At 62.6% G+C, this 24,905-nt stretch carries 23 protein-coding genes and 2 tRNA genes; 14 read left to right on the top strand and 11 right to left on the bottom strand.

Annotated features, from left to right (window positions below; all coding sequences use genetic code 11):
• Window positions 1-42: 42 nt before the first annotated feature.
• Complete coding sequence (locus LNV07_RS15155; protein WP_263571994.1) at window positions 43-1,293, bottom strand: cytochrome-c peroxidase; 1,251 nt, start codon at window positions 1,291-1,293, stop codon at window positions 43-45.
• 151 nt (window positions 1,294-1,444) lie between these two features.
• Between LNV07_RS15155 and LNV07_RS15150 the strand changes: the two genes are divergently transcribed.
• From LNV07_RS15150 to LNV07_RS15115, 8 genes are all read left to right on the top strand, one after another.
• Window positions 1,445-2,947, top strand: coding sequence for an ATP-binding protein (locus LNV07_RS15150; protein ID WP_263571993.1), 1,503 nt, complete (start codon window positions 1,445-1,447; stop codon window positions 2,945-2,947).
• Entirely contained in the window at window positions 2,947-3,687 is a 741-nt protein-coding gene (locus tag LNV07_RS15145) for a response regulator (protein WP_263571992.1), read from the top strand. The genes LNV07_RS15150 and LNV07_RS15145 overlap by 1 nt, the downstream gene beginning before the upstream one ends.
• 12 nt (window positions 3,688-3,699) lie before the next feature.
• Window positions 3,700-4,629 (top strand): hydroxymethylbilane synthase, encoded by a 930-nt coding sequence (gene hemC, locus LNV07_RS15140; protein WP_263571991.1) that lies wholly within the window; start codon window positions 3,700-3,702, stop codon window positions 4,627-4,629.
• A gap of 9 nt (window positions 4,630-4,638) precedes the next feature.
• Window positions 4,639-5,436, top strand: coding sequence for a uroporphyrinogen-III synthase (locus tag LNV07_RS15135; RefSeq protein WP_263571990.1), 798 nt, complete (start codon window positions 4,639-4,641; stop codon window positions 5,434-5,436).
• A gap of 35 nt (window positions 5,437-5,471) precedes the next feature.
• Window positions 5,472-6,569, top strand: coding sequence for a uroporphyrinogen-III C-methyltransferase (locus tag LNV07_RS15130; RefSeq protein ID WP_263571989.1), 1,098 nt, complete (start codon window positions 5,472-5,474; stop codon window positions 6,567-6,569).
• A gap of 15 nt (window positions 6,570-6,584) precedes the next feature.
• The gene (locus tag LNV07_RS15125; protein WP_263571988.1) at window positions 6,585-7,832 is read left to right on the top strand and encodes a heme biosynthesis HemY N-terminal domain-containing protein; all 1,248 of its coding nucleotides are present in this window, start codon (window positions 6,585-6,587) and stop codon (window positions 7,830-7,832) included.
• A gap of 61 nt (window positions 7,833-7,893) precedes the next feature.
• A tRNA-Arg gene (locus tag LNV07_RS15120) sits at window positions 7,894-7,970 on the top strand.
• A gap of 160 nt (window positions 7,971-8,130) precedes the next feature.
• Window positions 8,131-8,207, top strand: a tRNA-Arg gene (locus tag LNV07_RS15115).
• A 62-nt stretch (window positions 8,208-8,269) separates the two neighbouring features.
• Here the strand turns inward: LNV07_RS15115 and LNV07_RS15110 are convergent.
• Complete coding sequence (locus LNV07_RS15110) at window positions 8,270-9,391, bottom strand: CaiB/BaiF CoA transferase family protein (protein ID WP_263571987.1); 1,122 nt, start codon at window positions 9,389-9,391, stop codon at window positions 8,270-8,272.
• 48 nt (window positions 9,392-9,439) lie between these two features.
• Between LNV07_RS15110 and greB the strand changes: the two genes are divergently transcribed.
• Window positions 9,440-10,012: a transcription elongation factor GreB gene (gene greB, locus LNV07_RS15105; protein ID WP_263571986.1), complete on the top strand. Its 573-nt coding sequence runs from the start codon at window positions 9,440-9,442 to the stop codon at window positions 10,010-10,012.
• On the opposite strand, the gene LNV07_RS15100 is transcribed toward greB, so the two are convergent.
• From LNV07_RS15100 to urtA, 8 genes are all read right to left on the bottom strand, one after another.
• A complete protein-coding gene (locus LNV07_RS15100; RefSeq protein ID WP_263571985.1) occupies window positions 10,009-12,279 on the bottom strand; it encodes a RelA/SpoT family protein in 2,271 nt (756 codons plus the stop codon). The genes greB and LNV07_RS15100 overlap by 4 nt on opposite strands.
• 122 nt (window positions 12,280-12,401) lie before the next feature.
• Window positions 12,402-12,605, bottom strand: coding sequence for a DNA-directed RNA polymerase subunit omega (rpoZ, locus tag LNV07_RS15095; RefSeq protein ID WP_124452325.1), 204 nt, complete (start codon window positions 12,603-12,605; stop codon window positions 12,402-12,404).
• Between the two features lie 32 nt (window positions 12,606-12,637).
• Entirely contained in the window at window positions 12,638-13,258 is a 621-nt protein-coding gene (gene gmk / locus LNV07_RS15090; protein WP_263571984.1) for a guanylate kinase, read from the bottom strand.
• 420 nt (window positions 13,259-13,678) lie between these two features.
• Entirely contained in the window at window positions 13,679-14,383 is a 705-nt protein-coding gene (gene urtE, locus LNV07_RS15085; RefSeq protein WP_263571983.1) for an urea ABC transporter ATP-binding subunit UrtE, read from the bottom strand.
• 2 nt (window positions 14,384-14,385) lie between these two features.
• Complete coding sequence (gene urtD, locus LNV07_RS15080) at window positions 14,386-15,258, bottom strand: urea ABC transporter ATP-binding protein UrtD (protein ID WP_263571982.1); 873 nt, start codon at window positions 15,256-15,258, stop codon at window positions 14,386-14,388.
• The gene (urtC, locus tag LNV07_RS15075; protein ID WP_263571981.1) at window positions 15,255-16,346 is read right to left on the bottom strand and encodes an urea ABC transporter permease subunit UrtC; all 1,092 of its coding nucleotides are present in this window, start codon (window positions 16,344-16,346) and stop codon (window positions 15,255-15,257) included. The genes urtD and urtC overlap by 4 nt, the downstream gene beginning before the upstream one ends.
• Window positions 16,343-17,938 (bottom strand): urea ABC transporter permease subunit UrtB, encoded by a 1,596-nt coding sequence (gene urtB / locus LNV07_RS15070; RefSeq protein ID WP_263571980.1) that lies wholly within the window; start codon window positions 17,936-17,938, stop codon window positions 16,343-16,345. Before urtB ends, urtC begins: the two co-directional genes overlap by 4 nt.
• 20 nt (window positions 17,939-17,958) lie before the next feature.
• Window positions 17,959-19,233, bottom strand: coding sequence for an urea ABC transporter substrate-binding protein (urtA, locus tag LNV07_RS15065; RefSeq protein ID WP_263571979.1), 1,275 nt, complete (start codon window positions 19,231-19,233; stop codon window positions 17,959-17,961).
• A 207-nt stretch (window positions 19,234-19,440) separates the two neighbouring features.
• Between urtA and LNV07_RS15060 the strand changes: the two genes are divergently transcribed.
• The 4 genes from LNV07_RS15060 (at window position 19,441) to LNV07_RS15045 (ending at window position 22,786) form a co-directional block, all read left to right on the top strand.
• On the top strand, window positions 19,441-20,586 hold the full coding sequence (locus LNV07_RS15060) for an alpha/beta hydrolase family protein (protein WP_263571978.1): 1,146 nt from the start codon (window positions 19,441-19,443) through the stop codon (window positions 20,584-20,586).
• 136 nt (window positions 20,587-20,722) lie between these two features.
• On the top strand, window positions 20,723-21,016 hold the full coding sequence (locus LNV07_RS15055; protein WP_263571977.1) for a hypothetical protein: 294 nt from the start codon (window positions 20,723-20,725) through the stop codon (window positions 21,014-21,016).
• Window positions 21,017-21,746: 730 nt separating this feature from the next.
• Complete coding sequence (locus LNV07_RS15050; protein WP_263571976.1) at window positions 21,747-22,202, top strand: GNAT family N-acetyltransferase; 456 nt, start codon at window positions 21,747-21,749, stop codon at window positions 22,200-22,202.
• A gap of 197 nt (window positions 22,203-22,399) precedes the next feature.
• Window positions 22,400-22,786, top strand: a complete 387-nt coding sequence (locus LNV07_RS15045) for a tautomerase family protein (RefSeq protein ID WP_263571975.1) — start codon at window positions 22,400-22,402, stop codon at window positions 22,784-22,786.
• Between the two features lie 671 nt (window positions 22,787-23,457).
• On the opposite strand, the gene LNV07_RS15040 is transcribed toward LNV07_RS15045, so the two are convergent.
• A complete protein-coding gene (locus LNV07_RS15040; RefSeq protein ID WP_263571974.1) occupies window positions 23,458-24,489 on the bottom strand; it encodes an extracellular catalytic domain type 2 short-chain-length polyhydroxyalkanoate depolymerase in 1,032 nt (343 codons plus the stop codon).
• A gap of 233 nt (window positions 24,490-24,722) precedes the next feature.
• Here LNV07_RS15040 and LNV07_RS15035 point away from each other — a divergent pair, with 233 nt between their 5' ends.
• On the top strand, window positions 24,723-24,902 hold the full coding sequence (locus tag LNV07_RS15035; protein ID WP_263571973.1) for a hypothetical protein: 180 nt from the start codon (window positions 24,723-24,725) through the stop codon (window positions 24,900-24,902).
• Window positions 24,903-24,905: the final 3 nt, after the last annotated feature.

Here is a 24,905-nt window from a genome sequence, read left to right as displayed (position 1 = left end):
TTTAACAGTTTCTTTGAGCCCCGCTGGCCTGGCCTCTGCAGATTAGGGCGAACTGTTGAATCCGTCCGACAGCGTGCGCAGAAAAGCGACCACATCGCTGACGTCTTGAGGGCTCAAGGCGGGCGGCTGATTGGCGCGCCGCCCGAACGGCGGGCCCTGGTGCACATTGGCCCGGTAAGCGGCGGGTAGGTCGTTGAAGCGCTGCACCTGGCCGCCGACGACCGGGTACCAGCGCGCCGGATCGCTGTCGCGGGTGGCGTAAAAGCCCACCACATCCTCCAGCGACTGCAGCGATGCGTTGTGGAAATAGGGTGCGGTCAAGGCCACATTGCGCAGCGTCGGCACGCGGAACAGGCCGCACAGATCGCTGCGCCCGCTCAGGTCGCTGCGTTGCGGGCCGCATAGGCCGAGGTCGAAAAAGGCGGGGTCGGCTGTGGCTTGGCTGCTATTGCGCGGCACGCCGAGGGCGAAGTAGCGGAAGTTGGTGAAGGCGGCGGGCTGGCCGTTGGGCCTGGGCGAGCTGTCATGGCAGGCCGCGCAATTGCCACGCTGCGGGTCATTGAAGGTGGTCAGCCCGCGCGCCTCTTGGGCGGTAAAGCTGGCGCGGCCGGCCTGCACCGCGTCGAACTTGCTGCTGTGCGCGTGGAAGTCGATATCGCTGACTTGGTAGGCCGCCAGGGCGCTGGTGACGGCTTGCAGCAATTGCTCGTCGTTGGCGCTGGCGGTCAAATTACTGCTGCGCAACAGGTCCGGAAAATAGCTCAGCGCGCGCAGCTTGTTGCTGAAGGCCGGCCCTTCGGTATTGGCCATCTCCTTGGCGTTGAACAAGGGGCCGCGGGCTTGCGCCTCGCGGCTGTCGGCGCGGCCGTCCCAGAACAGGCCGCCCTGCGGATCACCTTGAGCGTTGAAGCGGAAGGCGCCCGCGCCTTCGAGGTAGTTCAGGCTGGGGCTGCTGCGCAGGCCTTGCGCCTGGCCATCGATGCCGCCCAGCGGCAGGAAGCTGCCGGCCGCGTCGGCATGGCCAAAGGCTTGCACATGGCAGCCCGCGCAGGACAGCTTGCCGCTGGCGGATAGGCTGACTTCGTTGAACAGGCGGTCGCCGACTTCGCTCAGCGACAGGGGCGTCGGTGGCGGAGCCGGCACAGGAACTGGCGCTGGCGGCCTAGCCATCGCGGCGGCCGTCGCGTCCACAGAGGTGCTGCTGCTGCCGCCGCCCCCTCCGCAAGCGCTTAACAAGAGCAGCATGCCGGCGCCGGCGACCCATCGATTGCAAATCATGCTCAAGCGATTCATACGGTTCTCCATCGGGGCGAATGATTGATTGATGGGCGCTAGCTTGAGCTTGCCTTGTGCGGCAAGAATGGAGGAATTGTGGAGAGGCGCTCCATAGTTGTAAGCCGATGTCTGCGTAAGATGGAGTCCAACTTCTTGCGAGCCCGCTGTCTTGAACTTTCGCCTTGTCCATCAACTCTCACTGCTGGTGCTGGTCAGCACGGCGCTGGCCGTGCTGGCCATGGCCGGCGTGGTGGCCTGGAATTTGCGCGCCGGTTTCAGCGACTATCTGCGCGCCCAGGACGGGCAAATGTTGGACCGGCTGATGGTCTTGGCCGAGCAAGACCTGAGTCAGCGCCGCTCGCGCGACGGTGTGTTGCCCGAGCGCTGGCAGCCGGTGCTGCGGCAATGGCTGGACGGCAGCCTGGAGCAGCGCGGTGGGCAAGGTGAGGGGCCGCCGCCCGATGACGCGCGGCCGCCACCTCCGCCTCGTTTTGGCCCCAGGCATGACGGGCCGCCGCCTCGGCCTCCCAGACCGCCGGGCGACCCCAATTTCTTCGCCCCCCGCATCGTGCTCTTGGACGCCAATGGCGAGCGCGCCTTGGCCGGCCATCCCGAGGTGGCCCGCCTGCCTGGGCAGCAACGCGCGCTCAAGCTAGATGGCCAAACCGTCTTGATCTTGCGTCTGGCCGAACGGGCCGGCCCGGCGCAGGGTGTGGACGCGAGCTTTTTGCGCCGTCAGTATTGGGGCTTGGGCGGCATGGCCTTGCTGGTGATTGCGCTGGCCTTGTTGGCCGCGCGCGTGTTGGCGGCGCGCTGGGTGCGGCCGCTGCAGCAAGCGCAGGCCGCCACGCGGCGGATTGCGCGCGGCGAGTTGAAGGTGCGTATCGCCAAGCAAGGCGATGACGAACTGGGTGCGCTGACCGACGACATCAACGCCATGGCCGAGGCGCTGGCGCGGCTGGAATCGAGCCGGCGGCGCTGGATCGCCGAGCTTTCGCATGAGTTGCGCACCCCGCTGGCGGTCTTGCGCGCCGAGCTGGAGGCGCTGCAGGACGGTGTTCGCCCGCTCGAAAAAGAGGCGCTGGGCTCGCTGCAAGACGAGGTGCAGCGCCTGAGTCGTTTGACCGAGGACTTTCACACCCTGGCGATCTCCGAGCTGCAGGAGCTGCCCTGCAATTTCACGCCGACCGAGCTGACGGCCTTGTTGGCCGAGGCCTTGGCGCGCATCCGCTCGCGTGCGCAGGTTGCGGGCTTGGCGCTGCAGGCCGACTGGCCGGCGCAATTGCCGCTGGCCAATTGGGACGGTGAGCGCATCGCGCAGATGCTGGCCAATCTGCTCGAGAACAGCCTGCGCTATACCGATGCGCCGGGGCTGCTCAAACTGAGTGCCAGGCTTGACGGCGATAGTCTGGAAATTTGCCTCGACGACAGCAAGCCCGGCGTGCCCGCCGAGGCCTTGGCCCATTTGTTCGAGCCGCTCTACCGCGTGGACGCATCGCGCAGCCGCCAAGCCGGCGGCAGTGGCTTGGGGCTGGGTGTGGCGCAGGCGATTGCGCGCAGCCATGGGGGCAAGCTAGTCGCCTTGCCTTCGGACCTGGGCGGTTTGAAGCTGAGCTTGGCTTTGCCTTTGCAGGCAAGGCAGCCGCCGCAAAAATTGAGGAGACCGGTCTGATGGACACAGCGCGGCGCGTTCTGGTGGTTGAGGATGAGCCCAAGCTCGCCGCTGTGCTGTGTGATTACCTGAACGCAGCCGGCTATGGCAGCGAATGGCTGGCCGATGGCCGCTTGGCGCTGCAGCGGCTGCAAGACGGCAGCCAAGCCAAACCGGCGGCGATGCTGCTGGACCTGATGCTGCCGGGTATGGACGGCCTGGAGCTTTGCCGCGCCGTGCGGGCCTTTTCCGACCTGCCCATCGTCATCATCAGCGCGCGCGTCGATGAGCTGGACCGGCTGCTGGGCCTGGAGTTGGGCGCCGATGACTATGTCTGCAAGCCCTTCAGCCCGCGTGAGGTGGTGGCGCGGGTGCGGGCGCTGCTGCGCCGTGCCGATGGCCGGCTGGCACCCGTGACTCAGCAAGCCGCGGCACCCATGGTGATCGGCGGTTTTTCGCTTGACGAGGCGGGCCAGCGGATTGCCTGGCAGGGTCAGGTCTTGCAGCTGACGCCGGTGGAGTTCAAGTTGCTGCGGCTGTTGCTGTCGCAAGCCGGCCGGGTGTTCGAGCGCAGCCGTTTGCTGGACCTGATTCACGAGGACTTTCGTGATGTCAGCGACCGCGTGGTCGACAGCCATGTGAAGAATATTCGCCGCAAGCTGGCAGCGCTGCAGCCGCCGCAAGACTGCATCAGCGCGGTTTACGGGGTCGGCTATCGCTTTGATCCCGGCGTTGGCGCCGAGGGCAAGGTGGCGGGCTGATAGCATTCGCCCATGAGTGAAAAAGTAATCATTGCCACCCGTGAAAGCCGCCTGGCCCTGTGGCAGGCCGAACATGTCAAAGCCTTGCTGGAGCAGCGCCTGCAATTGCAGGTCGACTTGCTGGGCATGACGACCCGAGGGGACCAGATTCTCGACCGGAGCCTGTCCAAAGTAGGCGGCAAGGGGCTGTTCGTCAAGGAGCTGGAAACCGCGCTGGAAGAGGGCCGCGCCCATCTGGCCGTGCATTCCCTGAAGGACGTGCCGATGGAATTGCCGGACGGCTTCGAGCTGGTGGCGATCCTGGAGCGCGAAGATCCGCGCGACGCCTTTGTCTCCAATCTTTACGCCAATTTGGCCGAGCTGCCGCAGGGCGCGGTGGTCGGCACGTCCAGCCTGCGCCGGGTCGTGCAGCTCAAGGCCTTGCGGCCCGATCTGCAGATCGAACCCCTGCGCGGCAATCTGGACACCCGTTTGCGTAAGCTTGATGAGGGCGGCTATGCGGCGATCGTGCTGGCTTCAGCCGGGCTCAAGCGGCTCGGCCTCGAGTCACGTATCCGCTGCTGCTTCAGCGTCGAGGAGATGATCCCCTGCGCGGGCCAAGGCGCGCTGGGCTTGGAAGTGCGCGCCGATGCGGCGGTGCTGAAGGCCAGCCTGAGCGGCCTGATCGATACCCCCACCTGGCTGGCGACCCAGGCGGAGCGGGCGGTGTCGCGCAGCCTGGGCGGCAGCTGCAGCATGCCGCTGGCCGCGCATGCCCATTGGGTAGGCGCCGACTTGCATCTGGCCGTTGCCTTGGGCGACGCGGAGCGGGCCGAGCGCCCGCTGCTGAAGGCGTCCATTCAGGCCAAGGTACAGACGGTCGAGCAGGCTTTGCAGTTCGGCGAGCAGGCCGCGCAGGCCTTGCGAGACTTGGGCGCCGCCGCTTATTTGCCGCAGGTCTGAAAGTTCGCTGTGAGCGAATCTGAGTCGACGCTATTGCTGACCCGCCCCAGGCAGCAGGCGGGGGAATGGCTGGCGCGGATGGCGGCCTTGGGGGTACAGGCGCGCAGCCTGCCCTTGATCGAGATCGTGCCGACCGACGGGCAAGCAGCCAGAGCGGCTTGGGCCTTGTTGCCGACGGCGGCGCTCGCGCTGTTCGTCAGCCCGAATGCGGTGGCCAACTTCTTTGCCGAGCAGCCGGCCGGGAGCGGCTGGCCCGAGCAGACGCTTGCCGCCTGCGTGGGCCCAGGCAGCGCACGCGCCTTGGCGCAGGCCGGGGTGCCGGCGGCGCTGATCGTGCAACCGCCGGCCGACTCGCAGAGTCTGGATTCCGAACATTTATGGCCGCTGTTGCGTGAGCGAGATTGGGCGGGGCGGCGCGTGCTGATGCTCAGAGGCGATGGCGGCCGGGAATGGCTGGCCGAGCGCTTGCGCGAGCAGGGCGCAAGCCCCGAGTTTTTCAGCGTCTACCAGCGTCGCTGCCCGAGTTTGACGGCGGGTGAGCAGGGCTTGTTGAGCCAGGCGCTGGCTGAGCCCGAACGTCATGTCTGGCTCTTCAGCAGCGCCGAAGCAATCGGCTATTTGCAAACGCTGGTGCCGGCCGGCCATGACTGGCGCGCCGCACGCTGCATCGCGACGCACGAGCGCATCGCAGCCCGGGCGCGCGAGTTGGGTGTCGGGCATGTGGTTTTGGCGCGACCGGATGCGCAGGCAGTGGCCCAAGCCTTGGCTGCGATGCCGAAGCGGCCCCTACAATCATTTTCACTGTGAGCGATACCCAACAAACCCCTAATGAGGCTGGTCCCGTGCCGGCCGCGAATGCCATTGCCGCTTTGCCCGGCTGGTTGCCTGTAGGCGCCGTGATTCTGGCCTTGACGTCCTTCGCCGGCCTTGGCTTGGCTTGGCAAAGCATGAGTCGCCAGCAAGCGCTTGAGCAGGAATTGGTGCGACGCCAAGCCGCGGTGCAGGCCGATGCCAGTGAAGCCCGGGCGGCATCGCGTCAGTCGCAAGACCTGACCCGCGACACCGCCGCCAAGGTGGCGATGCTGGATGCGCGCTTGGCCGAAGTGGCCTTGCAACGCGGACAGTTGGAGGAGTTGATCCAATCGATGTCACGCTCGCGGGACGAGAACGTGATCGGCGATATCGAGGCCTCGATTCGCGTCGCGCTGCAGCAGTCGAGCATCACCGGCAGTGCGGAACCCTTGATCGCGACGCTCAAGCAAGCCGAGGAGCGACTGCTGCGTTACAAGCAGCCGCGCATGGAAGGCGTGCGCCGGGCCGTGGTGCGTGACCTTGATCGGGTCAAGGCGATCAGCGTCGTCGATATGTCGACGCTGACGATCAAGCTCGATGAGGTGGTGCGTTTGCTGGATGAGTTGCCCTTGGTGGCGAGTGGCGAGCCATCTTCGGATGGCAAAGGCCGCGAGGAAAAGTCGCTCGCAAGCCCGCCTAAAAATGCTCGAGGCCCTGGCTCGGCGGCAGCGAAGCCGCCGGAGCAGGCGGACGGGATGCTGGCCCATTGGTGGTGGCAGGCCAAAAACAGTTTGACCGAAGGCGCCGGGCTGGTCTGGGGTGAGGCCAGAACGCTGTTGAGGGTCACCCGTATCGACCATCCCGAGGCCGCTTTGCTGGCCCCGGATCAAGCCTTTTTCTTGCGGGAAAACTTGAAACTGCGCTTGCTCAACGCTCGTTTAGCGCTGCTAAGTCGCCAGTTCGATACGGCGCAAGCCGATTTGCGGGATGCCCAAGAGGCGCTGTCGCGTTACTTTGATTCGCATTCGCGCAAGGTCGTGGTGGCCAATGATTTGATCAGGCAGGTGGCGGGCCAGGCACGCCAGGTCAATGTTCCCCGACCCGACGATACGCTGGCGGCCCTGGCTGCCGCGGCGGCCGGGCGCTGAGGGGGAGCAAGGGCGATGCGCACCATTATTTGGTTGGTCTTGCTGTTTGCCGTGGCCGTGGTCGCGGCGCTGGTGCTGGGTCGCAATGACGGGCTGGCCAGCTTCTACTGGAACGGTTGGCGGCTTGATGTCTCGCTGAATCTGTTCTTGCTGGTCTTGGTCGGCACTTGCTTTGCGCTGGTGACCGCGATCCAGACCTTGCATTCCTTGACAACCTTGCCCGAGCGGGCGCGTGCCTGGCGTCTGGCGCAGCGCGAGCGCACGGCGCAAGTGGCGCTGCGCGAGTCATTGGCGGAGTTCTTCGGCGCTCGCTATGGGCGCGCTCAAAAAGCCGCTCAACGGGCCTTGATCATTCATCAGCAAACGCCGGAATTGGTGCAGGACCCGGGCTTTATGGCTTTGGGTCATTTGCTTGCGGCCAGCAGCGCGCATCGCTTGCAGGACAGGCGCCGCCGGGATGAGCAATTGCTATTGGCGCTGAATTTGTCCAAGGGAAACTCAGCCACGCGCCCACAAGAGGAGGGGGGCTTGCTGCTGGCTGCCGAATGGGCTTTGGATGATCGCGATGCAGGCCGGGCGCTGGAATTGCTGGCCGACTTGAATCCGGGCGTTGCGCGCCGTACGCAGGCGCTGCGTTTGAAGCTGCAGGCGACGCGCCTGGCCAAGCAAGCGCTGGAAGCCTTGCGCACCGCCAGGTTGTTGGCCAAGCATCAGGGCTTCTCGAAAGTGGCCGCGCAAGGGCTGTTGCGTTCCTTGGCATTTGAGGCCTTGGACGGCGCCCGCGATGCGGATCAACTGCGTTCGGTCTGGCAGCAACTCGACAATGTGGACCGGCGTGATGTGGTGGTGGCGGCACGTGCTGCTCAGCGCGCCGCGGTGCTGGGTGCGCCGGAAGATGGGCGCGGTTGGTTGCGGCCATTTTGGGACGATATTGGTGACTTGGCCGTAGATGACCGGGCGGTGCTGGCCGAGGCCTTGGTGCCGGTCTTGCCGGGCCTGGGGCCGGAGTGGTTGCAACGTCTGGAGTCGGCCGTGCAGCGTTTTCCGCGTGACAAATACCTGGCCTATGCACTGGGCGCCGCGCTGGCCGAACGGCAGCTCTGGGGCAAGGCACGGATGATGTTGGAGCAGGTCTGCGACGACCATTCGATGCCGGCTGCGGCCCGTCGCCGGAGTTGGCTGATGTTGGCTCAAATGGCCCATGAAGACGGCAACCAAGAGCGCCGGGCGCGCTGCCATGAGGCCGCAGCCTTGGTTCAGTAAGACAGCGATGTGACGAACTTCTTGCTAAGCATGTAAAAACCATGCTATAGTGCAAGGCTTGGCGGCTGTAGCTCAGTTGGATAGAGTACTTGGCTACGAACCAAGGGGTCGTGGGTTCGAATCCTGCCAGCCGCACCAAAAAAAATAAGAACGCTAAAAAGAAAGTAAAAAGGACCAGTGAGAAATCGCCGGTCCTTTTTCAATTGTGCCGGATAATTTAACGTCGCGAGGGAAATTGAAGAATATCAAAATTACCTTGCGTTGATTGTAAATTCGATGCTATAGTAGAGGGCTTGGAGCGGCTGTAGCTCAGTTGGATAGAGTACTTGGCTACGAACCAAGGGGTCGTGGGTTCGAATCCTGCCAGCCGCACCAAAACTATAAGAAATGAACAGGGCCAGTGAGAAATCACCGGCCCTTTTTATTTTCCGAATGGGTCAGCTCGGCTTGGGCTGGGCGAGGCCAAGTTCAATCAGTATCTCCATGCTGTGTTGCCCTGGGGTGGGGCCTGTTTGGGGATTTCGAACTTGGCTGCGCGAGAAGCGCGGAGCGGGCGCCGGCTGCAAATGCCCGTCGACTTCGTGGAAATTGCCGCGGGCCCGTTGGTGAGGGTGCGTCGCGGCCTCGGCAAACGTCAATACCGGTGCAAAGCAGGCGTCGGATCCTTCCAGCAGTGCCGACCATTCATCGCGTGACTTGCTCTTGATGCGGGCCGCCACGCGCGCACGCAAGGCCGGCCAGCGCTCGGTGTCGAATTGCTGGGCCGGGTCTATGTCGGTCAGCTCCAAACGCCGTAGCAGTTCACTGTAAAACTGCGGTTCGATGGCGCCGAGGGTGACATGCCGACCGTCAGCACATTCGAAGCTATCGTAAAAGGGTGACTCGTGCAGAAAGAGGTTTCTGGCCGGCGCCTCGGGCCACATGCCGCTGCCCCGCATCGAGTGAATCAAGGCGCTGAGGGTGCCGACGCCGTCTATCATTGCCGCGTCCACAACTTGGCCTTGACCGCTGCTCTGCGCCTCAAGGATGGCGCAGAGCAAGCCGAAGGCGAGAAACATCGCGCCGCCGGCCATATCACCGATGATGGTGGCCGGCAGGCTAGGCGCCATGCCCGCGCGGCCGGCAATGGAGGCGATACCGGTCAAGGCGACATAGTTGATGTCGTGGCCCGCCGCTTGGGCGAGTGGCCCCGTTTGACCCCAGCCGGTGACGCGCCCGAACACCAATTTTGGATTGCTGGCTGCAAAATTTGCCGGCGCCAAGCCCAGGCTTTCCATCACCCCGGGCCGATAGCCTTCGATCAAGGCGCTGGCGCTGTTTATCAAGGCGATGGCCGCCCGCAGGCCAGACTCTGTCTTCAGGTCCAGGCAGATCGAGCGTTTGCCGCGGTTCATGGCCGTGCCGGTGTTCAGCACCCGTAGCGAGGCGGGTCGCTCGATCACGATCACATCGGCGCCCATATCGGCCAGCAACATGCCGCAAAACGGCGCCGGACCGATGCCCGCCATCTCGATCACGCGCAGGCCCTGCAGCGGGCCGCCGGCGGTTGGATTGCTCATGGTTTGAACCTGCTCACTTTAGTTTTGGCTTGCCGCCACAATACACGCATGAACAAGGCATTCACCAAAGAAAGCGACTCCCAAGACGATGAGGAAGAGGGCGCATTGCCGGCCTTGCCGCAGGGAACGCGCAACTACATGACGCCCGAGGGCTATGCCTGCATGCGGGCGGAGTTCATGACGCTGCTGGACGAGGAGCGACCGAAGATCGTCGAGATCGTCTCCTGGGCGGCCAAGAACGGCGATCGTTCGGAGAATGGCGATTATTTGTACGGCAAGAAGCGCCTGCGGGAGATCGATAGACGCTTGCGCTTCTTGACCAAGCGCCTGGACATTGCCGAGGTAGCCGACCCCAGCATCCACTATGGCAAGGACCAGGTCTTTTTTGGCGCGACCGTGACCTACTCAAACGCCAAAGGGGAAGAGCGCACCATCACCATCAAGGGCATCGATGAATCGAATAGCTTGGCCGGAGAGGTCAGTTGGATTGCGCCGATAGCGCGGGTCTTGCTGAAGGCGCGCGAAGGCGATGAGCTGCAATTGATGACGCCAGGCGGGCTTGAGCAAATCGAGGTGCTGGAGGTGCGCTATCCGGCACCTAAAGCTGCTGCAATAGACTAAGGCTTGACCCGCCAAACCCGCAACACGGCGGGCGAGCGTTTCAGGGTGCGCAACACATCGGCGAGGTGCAGACGGTCGCGCACCGACAGCAGCAAATTCATCTCGGCGGTCTCACGCTGTTGCGACTCATCGCTCATCAGGATATGGGTGATATCGGCCTCGGCCGCGCTGACGGCGGCGGCCACCTGCGCCAGCACGCCCTTGCCATTGTTCAGCAGCAATGAAACGGCGGCCTCAAAGGGGCGGGTGAGTTCCTCGGCCCAATGCACCGCGATCCAATGCTCGCTGTCGCGGGCAAAGAGCTTGCGGCCGACTTGGCAATCGGCGGTATGCACCAGCAGGCCCTCGCCGCGCCCCAGATAACCCTTGACTTCATCGCCAGGAATAGGCCGGCAGCAGCTGGCCAGACGCACCGAGGCGCCCTCGCTGCCGTCCAGCGTGACCTGACCCTGTGCCGGTGCATCATCGGTTGCAAAGCGGCCCATGCTGAGCATCACCGCGTCGGGGCGTTGGCCTTGTTCGGCCAGAATGCGCGCCAGTTTTTTGGCCACGATGGTGGCGATCTTGCGACCCAGGCCGATCTCGACCAGCAACTCGTCAACATGGCGATTGCCGGCCCAGCGGGCCAGTTGCAGCCATTGATGCGCGGCGGTGCTGTCTTCGTCATCCAGGCTGGGCAGGGCCAGGCCTTCGGCGCGCAGTGCCTGCGAGAGCATCTTCTCGCCCAGATCGCGGGACTCGTCTTGCTCCAGATTCTTGAGAAAGTGGCGAATCTTCGAGCGGGCGCGGCCGGTGCGCACAAAGCTCAGCCAAGCCGGGTTGGGGCGGGCGCCGGCGGCGGTGACGATTTCGATCACATCACCGCTGCGCAATTCGGTCCGTAGCGGTACCGCTTCGCCGTTGATCTGCGCCGCGACGCAATGGTCACCCACGTCGGAGTGGATCGCGTAGGCAAAGTCCACCGGCGTGGCGCCCTTGGGCAGGGCCATGATCTTGGATTTGGGCGTGAAGACGTAGACCGCGTCGGGGAACAGGTCGATCTTGACATGCTCAAGGAACTCGTTAGCGTCGCGAGTTTCGTCCTGAATTTCGATCAGCGACTGCAGCCAGCGGGCGCCCATTTGCTGCGCGCTGTGGGCGCCGCCCGAATCCTTGTAGAGCCAATGCGCGGCGACGCCTTTTTCGGCCACCATATGCATGGCCTCGGTGCGAATCTGGAACTCCACCGGCGTGCCCAGCGGGCTCACCAGCGTGGTGTGCAGCGACTGATAGCCGTTCGGCTTGGGGATGGCGATGTAGTCCTTGAAGCGGCCGGGCTGCGGCTTGTAGAGCTGATGCAGCACGCCCAGGCTCAAGTAGCAGTGGGGCAGGTCGGCCACGACGACCCGAAAACCGAAAATATCGCTGACCTGGGCGAAGCTCAGGTGCTTGTCCTTCATCTTTTTGTAGATCGAGTAGATGGTCTTCTCGCGCCCGTCGATCTCGGCCTTGTATTGCGAGCCCTCAAAGGCCTTCAGCACATCCTTTTCAATCCGCGACACCAGATCGCGCCGATTGCCGCGCGCCCTGGAGATGGCCTTGCTCAAGGCGGCATGGCGCCAAGGGTTGATATGCTGGAAGGACAGGTCTTGCAACTCGCGGTAAATCTGATTCAGACCCAGGCGGTGCGCAATCGGGGCGTAAATGTCCAGCGTTTCGCGGGCGATGCGGCGTCGCTTGATGGCGGCCATCGCTTCCATCGTGCGCATATTGTGCAGACGGTCGGCCAGCTTGATCAGGATCACCCGCACGTCGCGGGCCATCGCCAGCAGCATTTTGCGGAAGCTCTCGGCCTGCGATTCTTCCTTGGTCGAGAACTGCAGCTTGTCCAGTTTTGTCAGCCCGTCTACCAGTTCCGCCGTGGGTGCTTCGAAGCGCTCGATCAACTCGGTCTTGGTGACGCCGCAATCTTCCATCGCGTCATGCATCAGCGCCGCCATGATGGCCTGCGCGTCGAGCCGCCATTCGGCGCAAATGCCGGCCACCGCGATCGGGTGGGTGATGTAGGGCTCGCCGCTGGCGCGGAACTGACCCAAATGCGCCTCATCGGCGAATTTATAGGCTTCGCGCACACGTTTGATATCGGCCTTGGGCAAATAGTTCAGGCGATGCAGCAGCGCGTCGAAAGAGGCCGCTTCGGCAGCAGTCGGTTCGGCGGGCGTGCGCAGGCCCGGCAGACCGGAGAGGGCCGCAGGCAAGCGGGAGGCAGCAAATGATCGAAAACCCATGCGCCTAATTTAACGCATCAACGGCCACGCGGTTTGCCGAAACAAAGCCAAGCGGGGTCTGGAAACGACAACGGGCGCCCGAAGGCGCCCGCTAGGACAAGCTATTGGCTGCGATGTGGTGTTTAGACCGGCACCTTGCGCAACATTTCGATGCCAACTTCGCCGGCAGCAATTTCGCGCAGAGCGGTCACGCCTGGCTTGTTCTTGCTCTCGATTTTTGGCGTGTGGCCTTGGCTCAACATGCGAGCGCGGTAGGTCGCGGCGAGCACCAACTGGAAGCGGTTAGGGATCTTGGTCAGGCAGTCTTCAACAGTGATGCGGGCCATTTTGGGTTCCAGTACAGATGTTCGGTGAAAAACTAGGGCAGATCGAGCGCCTGGAAAACGGCGGACCGGTTTCTGCGCTGAGCCGCGTATTTTAACCGCTGCGCGTGAACAATCGCCTTCAAATCGAAAACAGCGGTGTCAAAGACGGCATTTACCACCACAAAATCGAATTTATGGGCTTGCGCCACCTCGATACGTGCGTTCGCCATCCGCCGCGCGATCACATCGGGGTCGGTATCGCCGCGCCGGTTCAGGCGCTGCTCTAGCTCTTCCCAGCTTGGCGGCAAGATGAACACCAAGACGGCATAAGGGAACAACTGCTTGATCTGCAGCGCGCCCTGAAAGTCGATCTCCAGCACCACATCATCGCCATGGGCCATGCGCTCTTCGATGGCTGCGCGCGAGGTGCCGTAGAGATTGCCATGCACCTCGGCCCATTCGAAAAACTCGCCGCGCTCTGCCATTGCGTGAAATTCTTCGATGCTGGTGAACCAGTATTCGCGGCCATGTTGTTCTTGGCCGCGCGGTGCGCGTGAGGTGTGGGAGATCGATACGCCTAGTTTGGCGTCGAGTTCCAGCAAGGCCTTGACCAAGCTGGACTTGCCGGCGCCACTGGGCGCGGCGACGACGAATAAATTGCCTGGATATTCCATGCTCAATCGACCTTCTTTTTATTCAATGTTCCGCACTTGCCGCGCGAAATGAGCCGCAAGTCTTTGATTTACAAGAATCTTCTATGCCGGATTTTGAGCCGATACACAGTTCTCTACACAAATCTATCGTGTTTGCTCCGCGATCTCACCCCAACAGCGCAGCGCGATTTTATCAGTGACGCCGGATAGGCTCGCGTTGTAGTCGGGCCCGCTTGGGATGTTCCCGTTAAGGTCTTGCGGCGTTGCGCCGCCGCGTGCCGCCTACCCTGGAGGCGAACAGGACAAGGTAGGCCGCCCGGCAGATCGCGCATTAGCCCAAGCGGCGGCTTGAAAATGTGCATCGTGGGCGCGAAGCTCCGCGCCGCAGGCAACGCCGGCCACCCTGTCACGCCTATCGGCGATGTAGTCCTAAGCGCAGAGTTAAATCGACACGATCTGCCGCACGCCCTTGGCTACCATTTCGCTGCGTGTGCCTTGTGAGATCACCGCGCCGCGCTCCAGCACCAGGTAGTCGTCGGCCAGCTCTTCGGCAAAGTCGTAATACTGCTCGCACAGCAGCACCGCCATGCGCTGACCGTTCAAGCCCTGGTCGGCCAGCTGGCGAATGATGCGGCCAATGTCTTTGATGATATTGGGCTGTATGCCTTCGGTCGGCTCATCCAGGATCAGCAACTTCGGGCCGGCCGCCAGCGCACGAGCAATCGCGAGTTGCTGCTGCTGTCCACCCGACAGATCGCCGCCGCGCCGGTGCAACATTTGCTTGAGCACAGGGAACAGCTCGAACAGCTGCGGCGGAATCGGCGTGCCCCCGGGCAGCGTGGCCAGACCCATGCGCAGGTTTTCTTCCACCGTCAGCCGGGCAAAAATCTCGCGGCCCTGCGGCACATAGCCGATGCCGGCGCGGGCGCGCTCGTAGGGTGCCAGCTTGGTGATGTTGCGCCCGTCGAACAGCACTTCGCCGCTCTTGATCGGCACCAGGCCCATCAGCGACTTCAGCAAGGTCGTCTTGCCCACGCCATTGCGCCCGAGTAGCACGGTGATGCGGCCGGCGCTGGCGCTAGCGCTGACATCGCGCAGGATGTGCGAGCCGCTGTAATACTGATGAATGTTTTTGGCTTGCAGCATGCTCATCGTCCTAAATAGACCTCGATCACCCGTTCGTCCGCCTGCACCTGGGCCAGCGTGCCCTGGGCCAGCACCGCGCCCTCGCACAGCACGGTGACGATCTCGGAGATGCGCGCGATGAAGCTCATGTCATGCTCCACCACGATCAGCGAATGCTTGCCCTTCAGTGACAAAAACAGCTCCGCCGTGCGCTCGGTTTCCTGGTCCGTCATGCCCGCCACCGGCTCGTCCAGCAGCAGCAGCTTGGGCTCCTGCATCAAAAGCATGCCGATTTCCAACCATTGCTTCTGGCCATGGCTGAGCAGGCCGGCCGGCCGTTGCCATTGATCGCTCAATTGAATCAGCGTCAACACCTCGCCGAGGCGGTCGCGCTGCACGCCGCTGAGCCGGTGCCAGAGCGCGGACGCCACACCGCGCGGCGACTTGAGCGCCAGCTCCAGGTTCTCGAACACGGTCAGCGCTTCGAACACGGTCGGCTTCTGGAACTTGCGGCCAATGCCCAGACCGGCGATCTCGGCCTCGCTGTGGCGCAAGAGGTCGATGGTGCTGCCGAAGAAAACCTGGCCGGCGTCGGGTCGGGTCTTGCCGGTGATGATGTCCATCATCGTGGTCTTGCCGGCACCATTGGGCCCGATGATGCAGCGCAACTCGCCCGGTGCAATGTCCAGCGACAACTTGTTGATGGCGCGAAAGCCGTCGAAGGAGACGCTGACCTCTTCCAGGTAAAGGATGCGGCCATGCGCCAGGTCCAAGGCGCCGGGTTCGTGTATGCGGGAGTAACCGGCATTGCGCCCGCCCGAGCTGCCTTTGTTTTCGTCGACTTCCTTCTTGTGCTGCAGCCGCTCGCTGCCTTGCTCCATCAGATCGGGGGTCATGATGTTTTGCCCTTGAATTTGATCAGGCCCGCCAGACCGTTCGGTAGAAATAGCGTGACCGCAATGAACAGCGCGCCCAGAAAATAGAGCCAGATCTCCGGCGCGCTGACCGTCAACCAGCTCTTGGCGCCGTTGACCAAAAAGGCACCGACGATGGGGCCCAGCAGCGTGCCGCGCCCACCGACCGCCGCCCACACCGCGATCTCGATCGAATTGGCCACGCTCATCTCGCTCGGGTTGATGATGCCGACCTGCGGCACATAGAGCGCGCCGGCCACACCGCACATCACGGCAGACAGCGTCCAGACGCCCAACTTGTAGGCGAACGGCGAGTAGCCGCAGAACATCAGTCGGGATTCGGCATCACGCACCGCCTGCAGCACGCGGCCGAACTTGCTGCGTGTCAGCCAGCGCGCCAGCAAATAGCAACCCAGCAGGGACAGGCCACTCAAGACGAACAGCAGCATGCGCATCTGGGGCGTGGCGATCGTCAGGCCGGCAATGCGTTTGAAGTCGGTGAAGCCGTTATTGCCGCCAAAGCCGGTCTCATTGCGGAAGAACAGCAGCATCGCCGCATAGGTCAGCGCCTGCGTGATGATGGAAAAGTAGACGCCCTTGATGCGCGAGCGAAAGGCAAAGAAGCCGAACACAAAGGCGACCAGGCCGGGCACCAGCGGGATCAGGATCAGGGTGGCGATGAGGCTGTCGCTGAAGCTCCAATGCCAGGGCAGCGCGTTCCAGTCCAGGAACACCATGAAGTCGGGCAGCGCGCTTTGGTATTGGCCGTCGCTGCCGATCTGGCGCATCAGATACATGCCCATCACGTAGCCGCCGAGTGCAAAGAACAGGCCATGGCCCAGCGACAAAATGCCGGCAAAACCCCAGATCAAATCCATCGCCAGCGCGCAGATCGCGTAGCACATGAACTTGCCCAGCAGGCCCACCGCATAGTCGCTCAGATGCAAGACCTGACCCTCGGGCACCCAGAGGTTGAGCATGGGTGCCAGCAGGCAGATGACCAGCAGCGCGCTGGCGAAGCTCAGCCAGCCTTTGGGGCTGAGCAGTTGTGTGTGTGGCAAGTTCTTCATGCTTCCACCGCCCGGCCCTTCACCGCGAAGATGCCTTGCGGGCGCTTCTGGATGAAGATGATGATGAAGACCAGCACGGCGATCTTGGCCAGCACGGCGCCGACAAATCCCTCCAGCAACTTGTTCAGCAGCCCCAGGCCCAGCGCCGCATAGACGGTGCCGGCCAATTGCCCGACGCCGCCCAGCACCACCACCATGAAGGCGTCGACGATATAGCTCTGGCCCAGATCCGGCCCGACATTGCCGACCTGACTCAGCGCACAGCCGGCCAGGCCCGCGATGCCGGAGCCCAGCGCAAAAGCATAGGTGTCGACGCGGGCGGTGTTGACGCCCATGCAGGAGGCCATGGGCCGGTTCTGCGTCACGCCGCGCACGAACAGGCCCAAGCGCGTGCGCTTGATCAGCAGCGTCATGCCGCCCAGCACCAGGCCGGCAAAGACAATGATCATTAGGCGATTGAAGGGCAGGCTCAGATTCGGCAAGACCTGCCAGCCACCGCTCATCCAGGCCGGGTTCTCGACGCCGACGTTTTGCGCGCCGAACAGGCTGCGTACCGTCTGCATCAGCATCAGGCTCAGGCCCCAGGTCGCCAGCAGCGATTCCAGCGGCCGCCCATACAGCCAGCGCAGCACCAGCCGCTCCATCAACGCGCCCACCGCTGCGGCGGCGAGGAAGGCCGCCGGCAAGGCCAAGACGAGGTAATAGTCAAACCAGCTCGGCGGCAACCATTGGCGAAAGGCCAGATGCACCAGATAGGTGGCGTAGGCGCCAATCATCATCAGCTCGCCATGCGCCATATTGATCACGCCCATCAGCCCGTAGGTGATGGCCAGGCCGAGTGCCACCAGCAGCAAGATGCTGCCCAGGCTCAGGCCGGTGAACAAGGCGCCCAGGCGCTCGCCAAACGCCAGCGTGGATTCCAGGCTGCGCAGCGAGTTCTTCAAGGCGCTTTTGACGTCGGGGTCGGTTTCCTCGGCCAGGCGCTGGTTCAACAACAATTGGGTGGCCGGGCTGCGCGAGGCACCGAGCAGTTTGGCCGCTAGCAGGCGCTGATCTGCGACCGGGCTGAAGGACAGCGCAGCGGCTCTTGCCAGCGCCAACTCCGTACGGACTGCGGTGTCTGCTTCTTTAGTCAGCGCCATGTCCAGCATGGGCAGATAGTCGATCTTGGCGTCCTGCTGCAAGGCCCGCGCGGCAGCGAGTCGCTCAGAGCCAGTAGCCGGCGCGAACAGCTGCAAGACCGCCAGCGCTTGATCCAGCTCGCCGCGCAGGCGGTTGTTCAGCATCACGTCTTCCAGAGCCGCCGGCACCTGGGTCAGCGGCTTGCCCGTAAGCGCGTCCTGCATATCGCCATTGGCGGCGACGATGAGCAAAACTTGGCGCGCCGGGTCCAGCTTCACTTGTTCGGCCTTCATGGCCAGCAGCAGCCTTGTGCTGCTGGCGTCCGGGGCCGCGACGATCGCTTGCAGCACGGCGCTGCGCTCGTCGCCATCGCCGGTCGCCAGCGCGAGCGCCTGCTGCGGCGTCAAGGCCTGTGTGACGCAGGGCCACAAAAGCAGGCAACATAACATTGAATTCAGCAGGCGCTTCATACGGCTCGCTCTTCTCTTATTTATTTCTTCACCGGCTCATCGGGCTTGACGTCATTGCCCGCGATGAAGGGGCTCCAAGGCTTGGCCTTGACCGGGGCCGGGGTTTTCCAGACCACATTGAACTGACCGTCGGCCTTGATCTCGCCGATGAACACCGACTTGTGCAGATGGTGGTTCTTCTCGTCCATCTTGGAGGTGATGCCGCTGGGCGCGGTGTAGGTCTGGCCGGCCATCGCGGCGATGACCTTGTCCACCTCGGTGCTCTTGGCCTTTTCAACCGCCTGCTTCCACATATTGATGCCGATATAGGTCGCCTCCATCGGGTCATTGGTCAGCGGCTTGTCCTTGTGGCCGGGCAGGTTCTTGGCCTTGGCATAGGCGGTCCATTTGCTGATGAATTCGCTATTGCTCGGGTTCTTGATCGACATGAAATAGTTCCAGGCGGCCAGGTGGCCGACCAGTGGTTTCGTGTCCACGCCGCGCAGCTCTTCTTCGCCGACCGAGAAGGCCACCACCGGCACATCCTTGGCCTTCAGGCCGGCATTGCCCAGCTCCTTGTAGAAGGGCACATTGGAGTCGCCATTGATGGTCGACACCACGGCGGTCTTGCCGCCGGCCGAGAACTTCTTGATGTCGGCGACGATGGTCTGGTAGTCACTGTGGCCGAACGGGGTGTACTTCTCGTCGATGTCCGAATCCTTCACGCCCTTGCTGTTCAGGTAGGCGCGCAGGATCTTGTTGGTGGTGCGGGGGTAAACATAGTCGGTGCCCAGCAGCACCCAGCGCTTGGCCGCGCCGCCGTCCTTGCTCATCAGGTAGTCCACCGCAGGGATGGCCTGCTGGTTCGGCGCGGCGCCGGTGTAGAACACGTTCTTGCTCAGCTCTTCGCCCTCGTACTGCACCGGGTAGAACAGCAGGCCGTTGAGTTCTTCCAGCACCGGCAGCGCCGACTTGCGCGACACCGAGGTCCAGCAGCCGAAGATCACGGCCACCTTGTCTTGGGTCAGCAGCTGCTTGGTCTTCTCGGCGAACAGCGGCCAGTTGGAGGCCGGGTCGACGATCACCGGCTCGAGCTTTTTGCCCAGCACGCCGCCCTTGGCATTGATCTCGTCAATCGCCATCAAGACGGTGTCCTTGAGCACGGTCTCCGAGATCGCCATGGTGCCGGACAGGCTGTGCAGCACGCCGACCTTGATGGTGTCGGCGGCTTGCACATTGAGTCCGGTGAAGCTCAGGCCGGCGACGGCGCTGGCGGCGGCCAGGGTCTTGAGGGAGAAGTGGCGGCGTTGCAGCATGGTGGATGCGCTCCTGGAAAGGGTTAGGGGCTTGAATGGCAGTTAAGCTCGCCGCAATCGCATTGCGGACAGGTCCAATGTAGGCAGCGCCGGCCGCGCGGCATATACGGCGAATGGCGTACAAGAGCAGCAGTCCGCTATCCTTGCCAAGGCCTTCAAAACCTCCAAGCACTTTCAACCACTTCCAAGCCATTCCGCTGTTTCTCAATGATTCGAACTCTTCGCTTTAAGCTCTTGATGGGCCTGGCCGCGCTGGGCGTTGCCCTGACTTTGATGGTTTTGTGGCTGCTGGAACCGCATGAACTCAAGGCCGAGCGTGAGCTGCCCTTGAGCTTTGCGCATGCAGGCAACACCTTGACCGGGACTCTGCTGCTGCCCGCCGGGCCGGGGCCCCATCCGGTCGTTTCTTTTGTCCATGGGGATGGCGCCCAAACGCGTGGGCTTGAGCAGTACGCCCTGGTCATGAATGCATTCTTGAAGGCCGGCATTGCTTGCTACAGCTGGGACAAGCTCGGCACCGGGCAATCTCAAGGCCCGAATCAAGGCAATTGGCTTGAGCAAACCATGTCTGACCGGGCCGAAGAGGCGGCTGCCGCGATGGCCATGTTGGCGCAGCGGCCCGAGTTGGATGCCAAGGGTTCTGGTTTGATCGGCTTTTCGCAAGGCGCTTGGGTATTGGCGCAAGCCGCCCAATGGGGCCAACAGGGGAAGGTCATCAGGGCGCCCGCCTTCTTGATCACCGTCGGTGGTGCGGTGGACTGGGCCAGCCAGGGCGAGTACTTCACCCGCATGCGCTTGGCGCGAGCAGGCATGGCCGACGCGCAGGCGGTGCAGCGTGTCATCGCTTGGCAGCGCGGCGCGCCGCAGCCGGATGTCACGCTCGGCCATGCCGACTATCTGCGTGCGCTGGCGGCCTATGTATCGGCTGCGCCCGTGCCACCCGGCGCCAATTCCGAGCCTCTTTCTGCGCAGCGCTACCGTTTTGTGGCGCTGAATCGGCGCGCCGATGTGAGCACGGGGCTGTTCCAGACACAGGCGCCCTTGTTGGCGGTTTGGGGGGCGCAGGATCTCAATGTCGATGCGCCCGCGAGTGCGCAGCGTTATGCCGAGTTGCTCAACGCCGGGCCTTCGGACCAGGCTTTGCACCTGATCGAGCCGCAGCACCATGCGGTCAAGGTGTTTGAAGGTGGCGATCACAAGCTGCTGAATGCGGCCGACTACGCGGGGCAACTGCCGCAGGAATGGACCTGGGCCATGAGCGCGCGCTATTTATGGCAAGCCGAGGCCGCGTTTGCGCCCGGCTATTTGGAGCTGTTGCCGGCATGGACCTTGGCGCAGTTGCGCCGACGCTGAAGATGCGTATCGGGCCGTAGCCATCTATGCGGCTGCAAGGCTAGTGCGTGGTTCAAGGGCCATGGTTGCGGGCGAGCGGCGGTTCGTCCGCTATCCTTCACAGGCCCGGGCCCAGCCAAACATGAGGAGACTTGTCATGCCAAAAGAGAAGGCCGCTGCGCCGCTGTCCCTTGACCGCCTTGTCGTGATCGATGGGAAGGACCGCTTGACGGTGGTGGCCAAGGACATGGGTGCTCAAGTCGGCAAGACGCTGCGCATCGAGGCGGGTGATTCGCTGGAGTTGGTGGTGGGCCAGTCGAGTTTGCTGATGAAGAAGGACGGCAGCATTGTCATCAAGGGGCGCAGGCTGAGCTTCGAGGCCAGTGAGGCCGTGGGCGTCAAGGCTGGTGGGGATGTGGTGCTTAAGGGCGGCAAGATTGCGGAGAACTGATGGTCCGGTTCAGTCGGGCTCGGTTTTCGGGGCTGGCTTCGTGTGTATTGCTCATTCAGCACGATGCCGGGAGTTCGCCCCGGCGGGCGACCCTCTTTCTTGTGCGCACAAGAAAGAGGGCAAAGAAGGCGCCCCTGCCGCATGGCCCTGCGGGTCCGCTCGGATGCTCAAATTTGCCGGGCCGCGCCCAACTCACTTCGCTACGCTCCGTTCAGACAAAGGGCGCGAAGTCAGTCTTTGAAGTCGCTCCGCGACGCCCGGCAAATCTTCCGCTCCTCGCCCATGCAGAAGGGGTGAACACCCAAGAACACGGCTCGCTGCGCGTCGCCTCGAAGGGTGCTGCGCTGCGCGCATGCACCTCGCAAGTCGATTGCTTGAGGGTCAGGTCTTGACTATATATTTGAGACCTGACCCCGAGTTCTCGTGACCCCGAGTTCTCGGATACCTAATCAGGTAGATTTGAGACCTGACCCCGGCCTTGTGGTGTGGTGCACAACATCGAAAAGCTCTCGAAAGCGGGGTTTGGGCAAACCAGGATTCAGTAACCCGGCCGCCAAGCGGCACAATCGCCCTCGGGCTGCGCTCACGGGTGCAGCACAAGCTTCATCAAACTCATTTCAGCAATGAAACCAGCAATCCCATTCGACAAAGACTCCCGCGCGCCGGTCGGCAGAAGTGGCTGTGGATTTGGGGTTGTTCGTTAGCCGTCTGACCCCAGCTTCTACACGTCATGTTCACAATCACAAATGAAGATCCAGCCTCGCCCGCAGCCGCGCAGTTGATTGACGCACTGTCAGAGACCCTCGCAAAGATCACGGGGGACAGTGGTAAGTCCTCATTCGATCCAAACGATGTTCGTGGAAGCAGAGCCTGCTTTGTCGTTGCTCGCACGAGCACTGGAACTCCCGTCGGCTGCGGCGCCTTCCGTCCAATCGAAGAATCAACGGCAGAAGTGAAGCGCATGTATGCAATGCCAGGCACATCCGGCGTCGGGAGCGCAGTGCTCGCCCACTTAGAGAGCGAGGCAAGACTACTTGGCTATTCTCAGCTCTGGCTGGAGACCCGAGTCGTCAACCTCCGAGCAGTCTCGTTCTACGAGAAGAAGGGTTACTCCCGTATTCCAAACTTCGGCAAATACGCCGGCAAAGCTGAAGCAGTCTGTTTCGCCAAGAACTTGCTAGCTTAGGGTCATTCAGTCCGCATTCCTCCATGAACCCACAGACGGCTAACCCCTAGTTCGAGCCGACTCGCAACGGCTGGTCTCTCCAGGCCCCCATTTCATTCTGGGCCTTCCGTGCCCAGCCGCCGCTCGCGGCTCAACTTTGACGTTAGAGCGCTCCAATACAAAGCGCGCCGTTACTCGCCCAATCCAAAATTCACGTCATGCCAATCGCCAAAATTGAAGTCTGCCGCCCGCGAACCGCAGTGGAAGTTGCCGCGCTCATCGATGCTGTCTACCAAGCTCAACTTATCGCATTAAAAGTGCCTGAGGATGACAAGCAGATTCGTTACATCGAATACAAGCCCGAGCATTTCCCCGTGCCGCCAAGCAAGACTGAGAACTACACTTTGGTAGAAATTCAGATATTTCCCGGAAGATCGCTGGATGCGAAGCGCAACTTGTACAACGAGGTTGCTCGGCGCTTTGGTGAAATTGGAATTCAACCCAATGACATCACAATCATCCTGCATGAGCCTTCCCTGGACAACTGGGGCGTAGGCGGCAAGTCAGCATCCGAAATCAACCTGGGTTTTAAACTCGACGTATGAAAGAGCGCTCTGACCCGTCGCTCGAGTGGACCTCCGCCAGCTGGCCGCGCTACGCTGCCTGTATATTTTCAGCTCCGCGCGGCCAGCTGAAAGGTTCGGAAAGGTTCGGGGTCAGGTCTTTAATCTAAAGGCAAGACCTGACCCTTAAGTCATCGGCCTGCAAGGTGCAGGCGCGCAGCGCAGCACCCATCGAGGCGACGCGCAGCGAGTCGTGTTCTTTGGAGTTCACCCCTTCTGCATGGCGAGGAGCGGAGAATTTGCCGGGCGTCGCGCAGCGACTTCACGAACTGACTTCGCGCCCCCTGTCTGAGCGCAGTGGCCGTTAGGGCGCGAAGCGAGTTGGGCGCGGCCCGGCAAATTTGAGCATCCGAGCGGACCCGCAGGGCCATGCGGCAGGGTCTGAGGCCGCACCGAGCAAGCATCGCTTGCGACGGCTGCCGAAGGATCAGACGCCTACCAGCGGCTGAGCGCCTTCTCTGGCCTACATCTCTTGGCGAGACAAGAGATGTAGGTCGCCCGCCGGGGCGAACTCCCGGCATCGTGCGGGGCAAGCAATAGCGTCGAAGGCCACGCATTCTTTCTGCAGGCCCTGGCATACAAGCCCGAAAGCTGCTCTCAGGCCTTGGAAATTCAATCGCAACAAGCAATCAAAAAAAGTGCTACGCGCCCCCTCAAGGCGCCGAGATCAATCGGTCCACCATGCCCTTGACCGCTTGCAACTGCGGCCCACCACGCACCTGAAAATTCAGCCCCGAGTAACCCCACCAATCCCAACACCCCTTGGGGTTGAGCGGCAACTCGGTGGCCACCACCTGCGGATACAGCACGATGATCTGATTGACGTCGGCCCAGCGGTTGTAGCCGACCTTGCTGTAGACATCGCTGCCGACCACCGCCGCCCCCTGCTCACAGCCATGGAACACCACATGCACCGCGCAATGGCTGGATTTGTCGGCACAGGCTTTGGGCAGGTAGTAGAAGCCGATATTGTCCAGCCCCGTCTCGGCCGCAGCGAACTCACGCTGATCAAACGGCCGCACCGTGGACGATAGCGACAACATCGCCGGCTTGAGCGGCCCATAGATTTGGCTGAGGATGGCCTTGGCCTGGTCATAGGGCGCGCCTTTCACCTTGCATTGGGCGATGTAGGGCGACTCGGTGACCTTGCAAGCGTTGCCGAAATCCGGCGAAATAAAGGCATGGCCCGAGGGCAAACTGCTGACATAGGCCAGATTTTTCTTGGCTACGCCGCCGGCGGTATAGAAGTCTTTGGTGGCCTTCACCACGCTGGGCAGCACCACGGTGTCATGCTTGCCTCCGTAGACATAGACCTTGAACTTGCTGATGGCAGCGACCGGGTCAATCTGCCCGAGTGAGGCAAAGCCCTGTGCGGCTTGCCATGAGACCCCGCCCGACGGCGCCCCGCTCATGCAAGTCAGAATGCCGCCCAGATTCACATAAGCACAGTTGTAAGGCCCGCCGGCGACGACCCCGATGCCCATCACACTGGCCGAATAAGCGGTGCTGTACTGCACCGCCATGAAGGCCCCGGAGGACAAGCCCGAGATTGAGGTGCGGTCGGCCGCCGCCTGTATGGCCGGCAGACTGTCGGCCGCCCATGCCGAATGCAGGCCGGTCAATAGCGTGAGTAGGCCGAGCCCGATCCGGGCCAAGTTGCTGTTGATGTTGATGATGATGCGCATAAGGATCTTCCTGGTAAATGCTGCAATGCAGCATAGATGGGCGGCGGTCTGTGCGATATCCCTAAAAGCCTGCCACTGTCCAGCGCCATGGCTTCAGCGCAGTTGTTGGCGCCGGACCTTTGCGGTCTGAACATGGCGCTTTTTTGATTTCTTGCTTCGCCGAGCCGAGCCGAAACCAGACCAGCGAACAACTCGGTGGCGCTCAAGCGGCTATAGCCGCGATCAGGGCATCCGTGCAGCACGGCTTGGGCGTGACGCCGTTCAGCTTTCGCAAGGCGGCCCGGAACCCCGCTCAGCGGGAGTTGATCATCTCCTTCGGTAGCAACGGCTACGTGGCGCTGTACGAGATTGTCAGCACATCCAAGGTCGTCGTGCTGGCCTTACGCCACCAGCTCGAAGAGGACTATCACTGAGCC

Origin of the sequence: Roseateles oligotrophus, from assembly GCF_025717515.1 — a bacterium.
Taxonomy (GTDB): Bacteria; Pseudomonadota; Gammaproteobacteria; order Burkholderiales; family Burkholderiaceae_C; genus Paucibacter_A; species Paucibacter_A oligotrophus.
Note: the sequence above shows the minus strand (reverse complement) of the source record. Positions and strands in the feature narration are given on the sequence as shown.

Coding starts and splice junctions, on each gene's coding strand:
- LNV07_RS15155 (WP_263571994.1), bottom strand. CDS start 1,293: ATGAATCGCTTGAGCATGATTTGCAATCGATGGGTCGCCGGCGCCGGC.
- LNV07_RS15145 (WP_263571992.1), top strand. CDS start 2,947: ATGGACACAGCGCGGCGCGTTCTGGTGGTTGAGGATGAGCCCAAGCTC.
- hemC (WP_263571991.1), top strand. CDS start 3,700: ATGAGTGAAAAAGTAATCATTGCCACCCGTGAAAGCCGCCTGGCCCTG.
- LNV07_RS15125 (WP_263571988.1), top strand. CDS start 6,585: ATGCGCACCATTATTTGGTTGGTCTTGCTGTTTGCCGTGGCCGTGGTC.
- LNV07_RS15110 (WP_263571987.1), bottom strand. CDS start 9,391: ATGAGCAATCCAACCGCCGGCGGCCCGCTGCAGGGCCTGCGCGTGATC.
- greB (WP_263571986.1), top strand. CDS start 9,440: ATGAACAAGGCATTCACCAAAGAAAGCGACTCCCAAGACGATGAGGAA.
- LNV07_RS15100 (WP_263571985.1), bottom strand. CDS start 12,279: ATGGGTTTTCGATCATTTGCTGCCTCCCGCTTGCCTGCGGCCCTCTCC.
- rpoZ (WP_124452325.1), bottom strand. CDS start 12,605: ATGGCCCGCATCACTGTTGAAGACTGCCTGACCAAGATCCCTAACCGC.
- gmk (WP_263571984.1), bottom strand. CDS start 13,258: ATGGAATATCCAGGCAATTTATTCGTCGTCGCCGCGCCCAGTGGCGCC.
- urtE (WP_263571983.1), bottom strand. CDS start 14,383: ATGCTGCAAGCCAAAAACATTCATCAGTATTACAGCGGCTCGCACATC.
- urtD (WP_263571982.1), bottom strand. CDS start 15,258: ATGACCCCCGATCTGATGGAGCAAGGCAGCGAGCGGCTGCAGCACAAG.
- urtC (WP_263571981.1), bottom strand. CDS start 16,346: ATGAAGAACTTGCCACACACACAACTGCTCAGCCCCAAAGGCTGGCTG.
- urtB (WP_263571980.1), bottom strand. CDS start 17,938: ATGAAGCGCCTGCTGAATTCAATGTTATGTTGCCTGCTTTTGTGGCCC.
- urtA (WP_263571979.1), bottom strand. CDS start 19,233: ATGCTGCAACGCCGCCACTTCTCCCTCAAGACCCTGGCCGCCGCCAGC.
- LNV07_RS15060 (WP_263571978.1), top strand. CDS start 19,441: ATGATTCGAACTCTTCGCTTTAAGCTCTTGATGGGCCTGGCCGCGCTG.
- LNV07_RS15055 (WP_263571977.1), top strand. CDS start 20,723: ATGCCAAAAGAGAAGGCCGCTGCGCCGCTGTCCCTTGACCGCCTTGTC.
- LNV07_RS15050 (WP_263571976.1), top strand. CDS start 21,747: ATGTTCACAATCACAAATGAAGATCCAGCCTCGCCCGCAGCCGCGCAG.
- LNV07_RS15045 (WP_263571975.1), top strand. CDS start 22,400: ATGCCAATCGCCAAAATTGAAGTCTGCCGCCCGCGAACCGCAGTGGAA.
- LNV07_RS15040 (WP_263571974.1), bottom strand. CDS start 24,489: ATGCGCATCATCATCAACATCAACAGCAACTTGGCCCGGATCGGGCTC.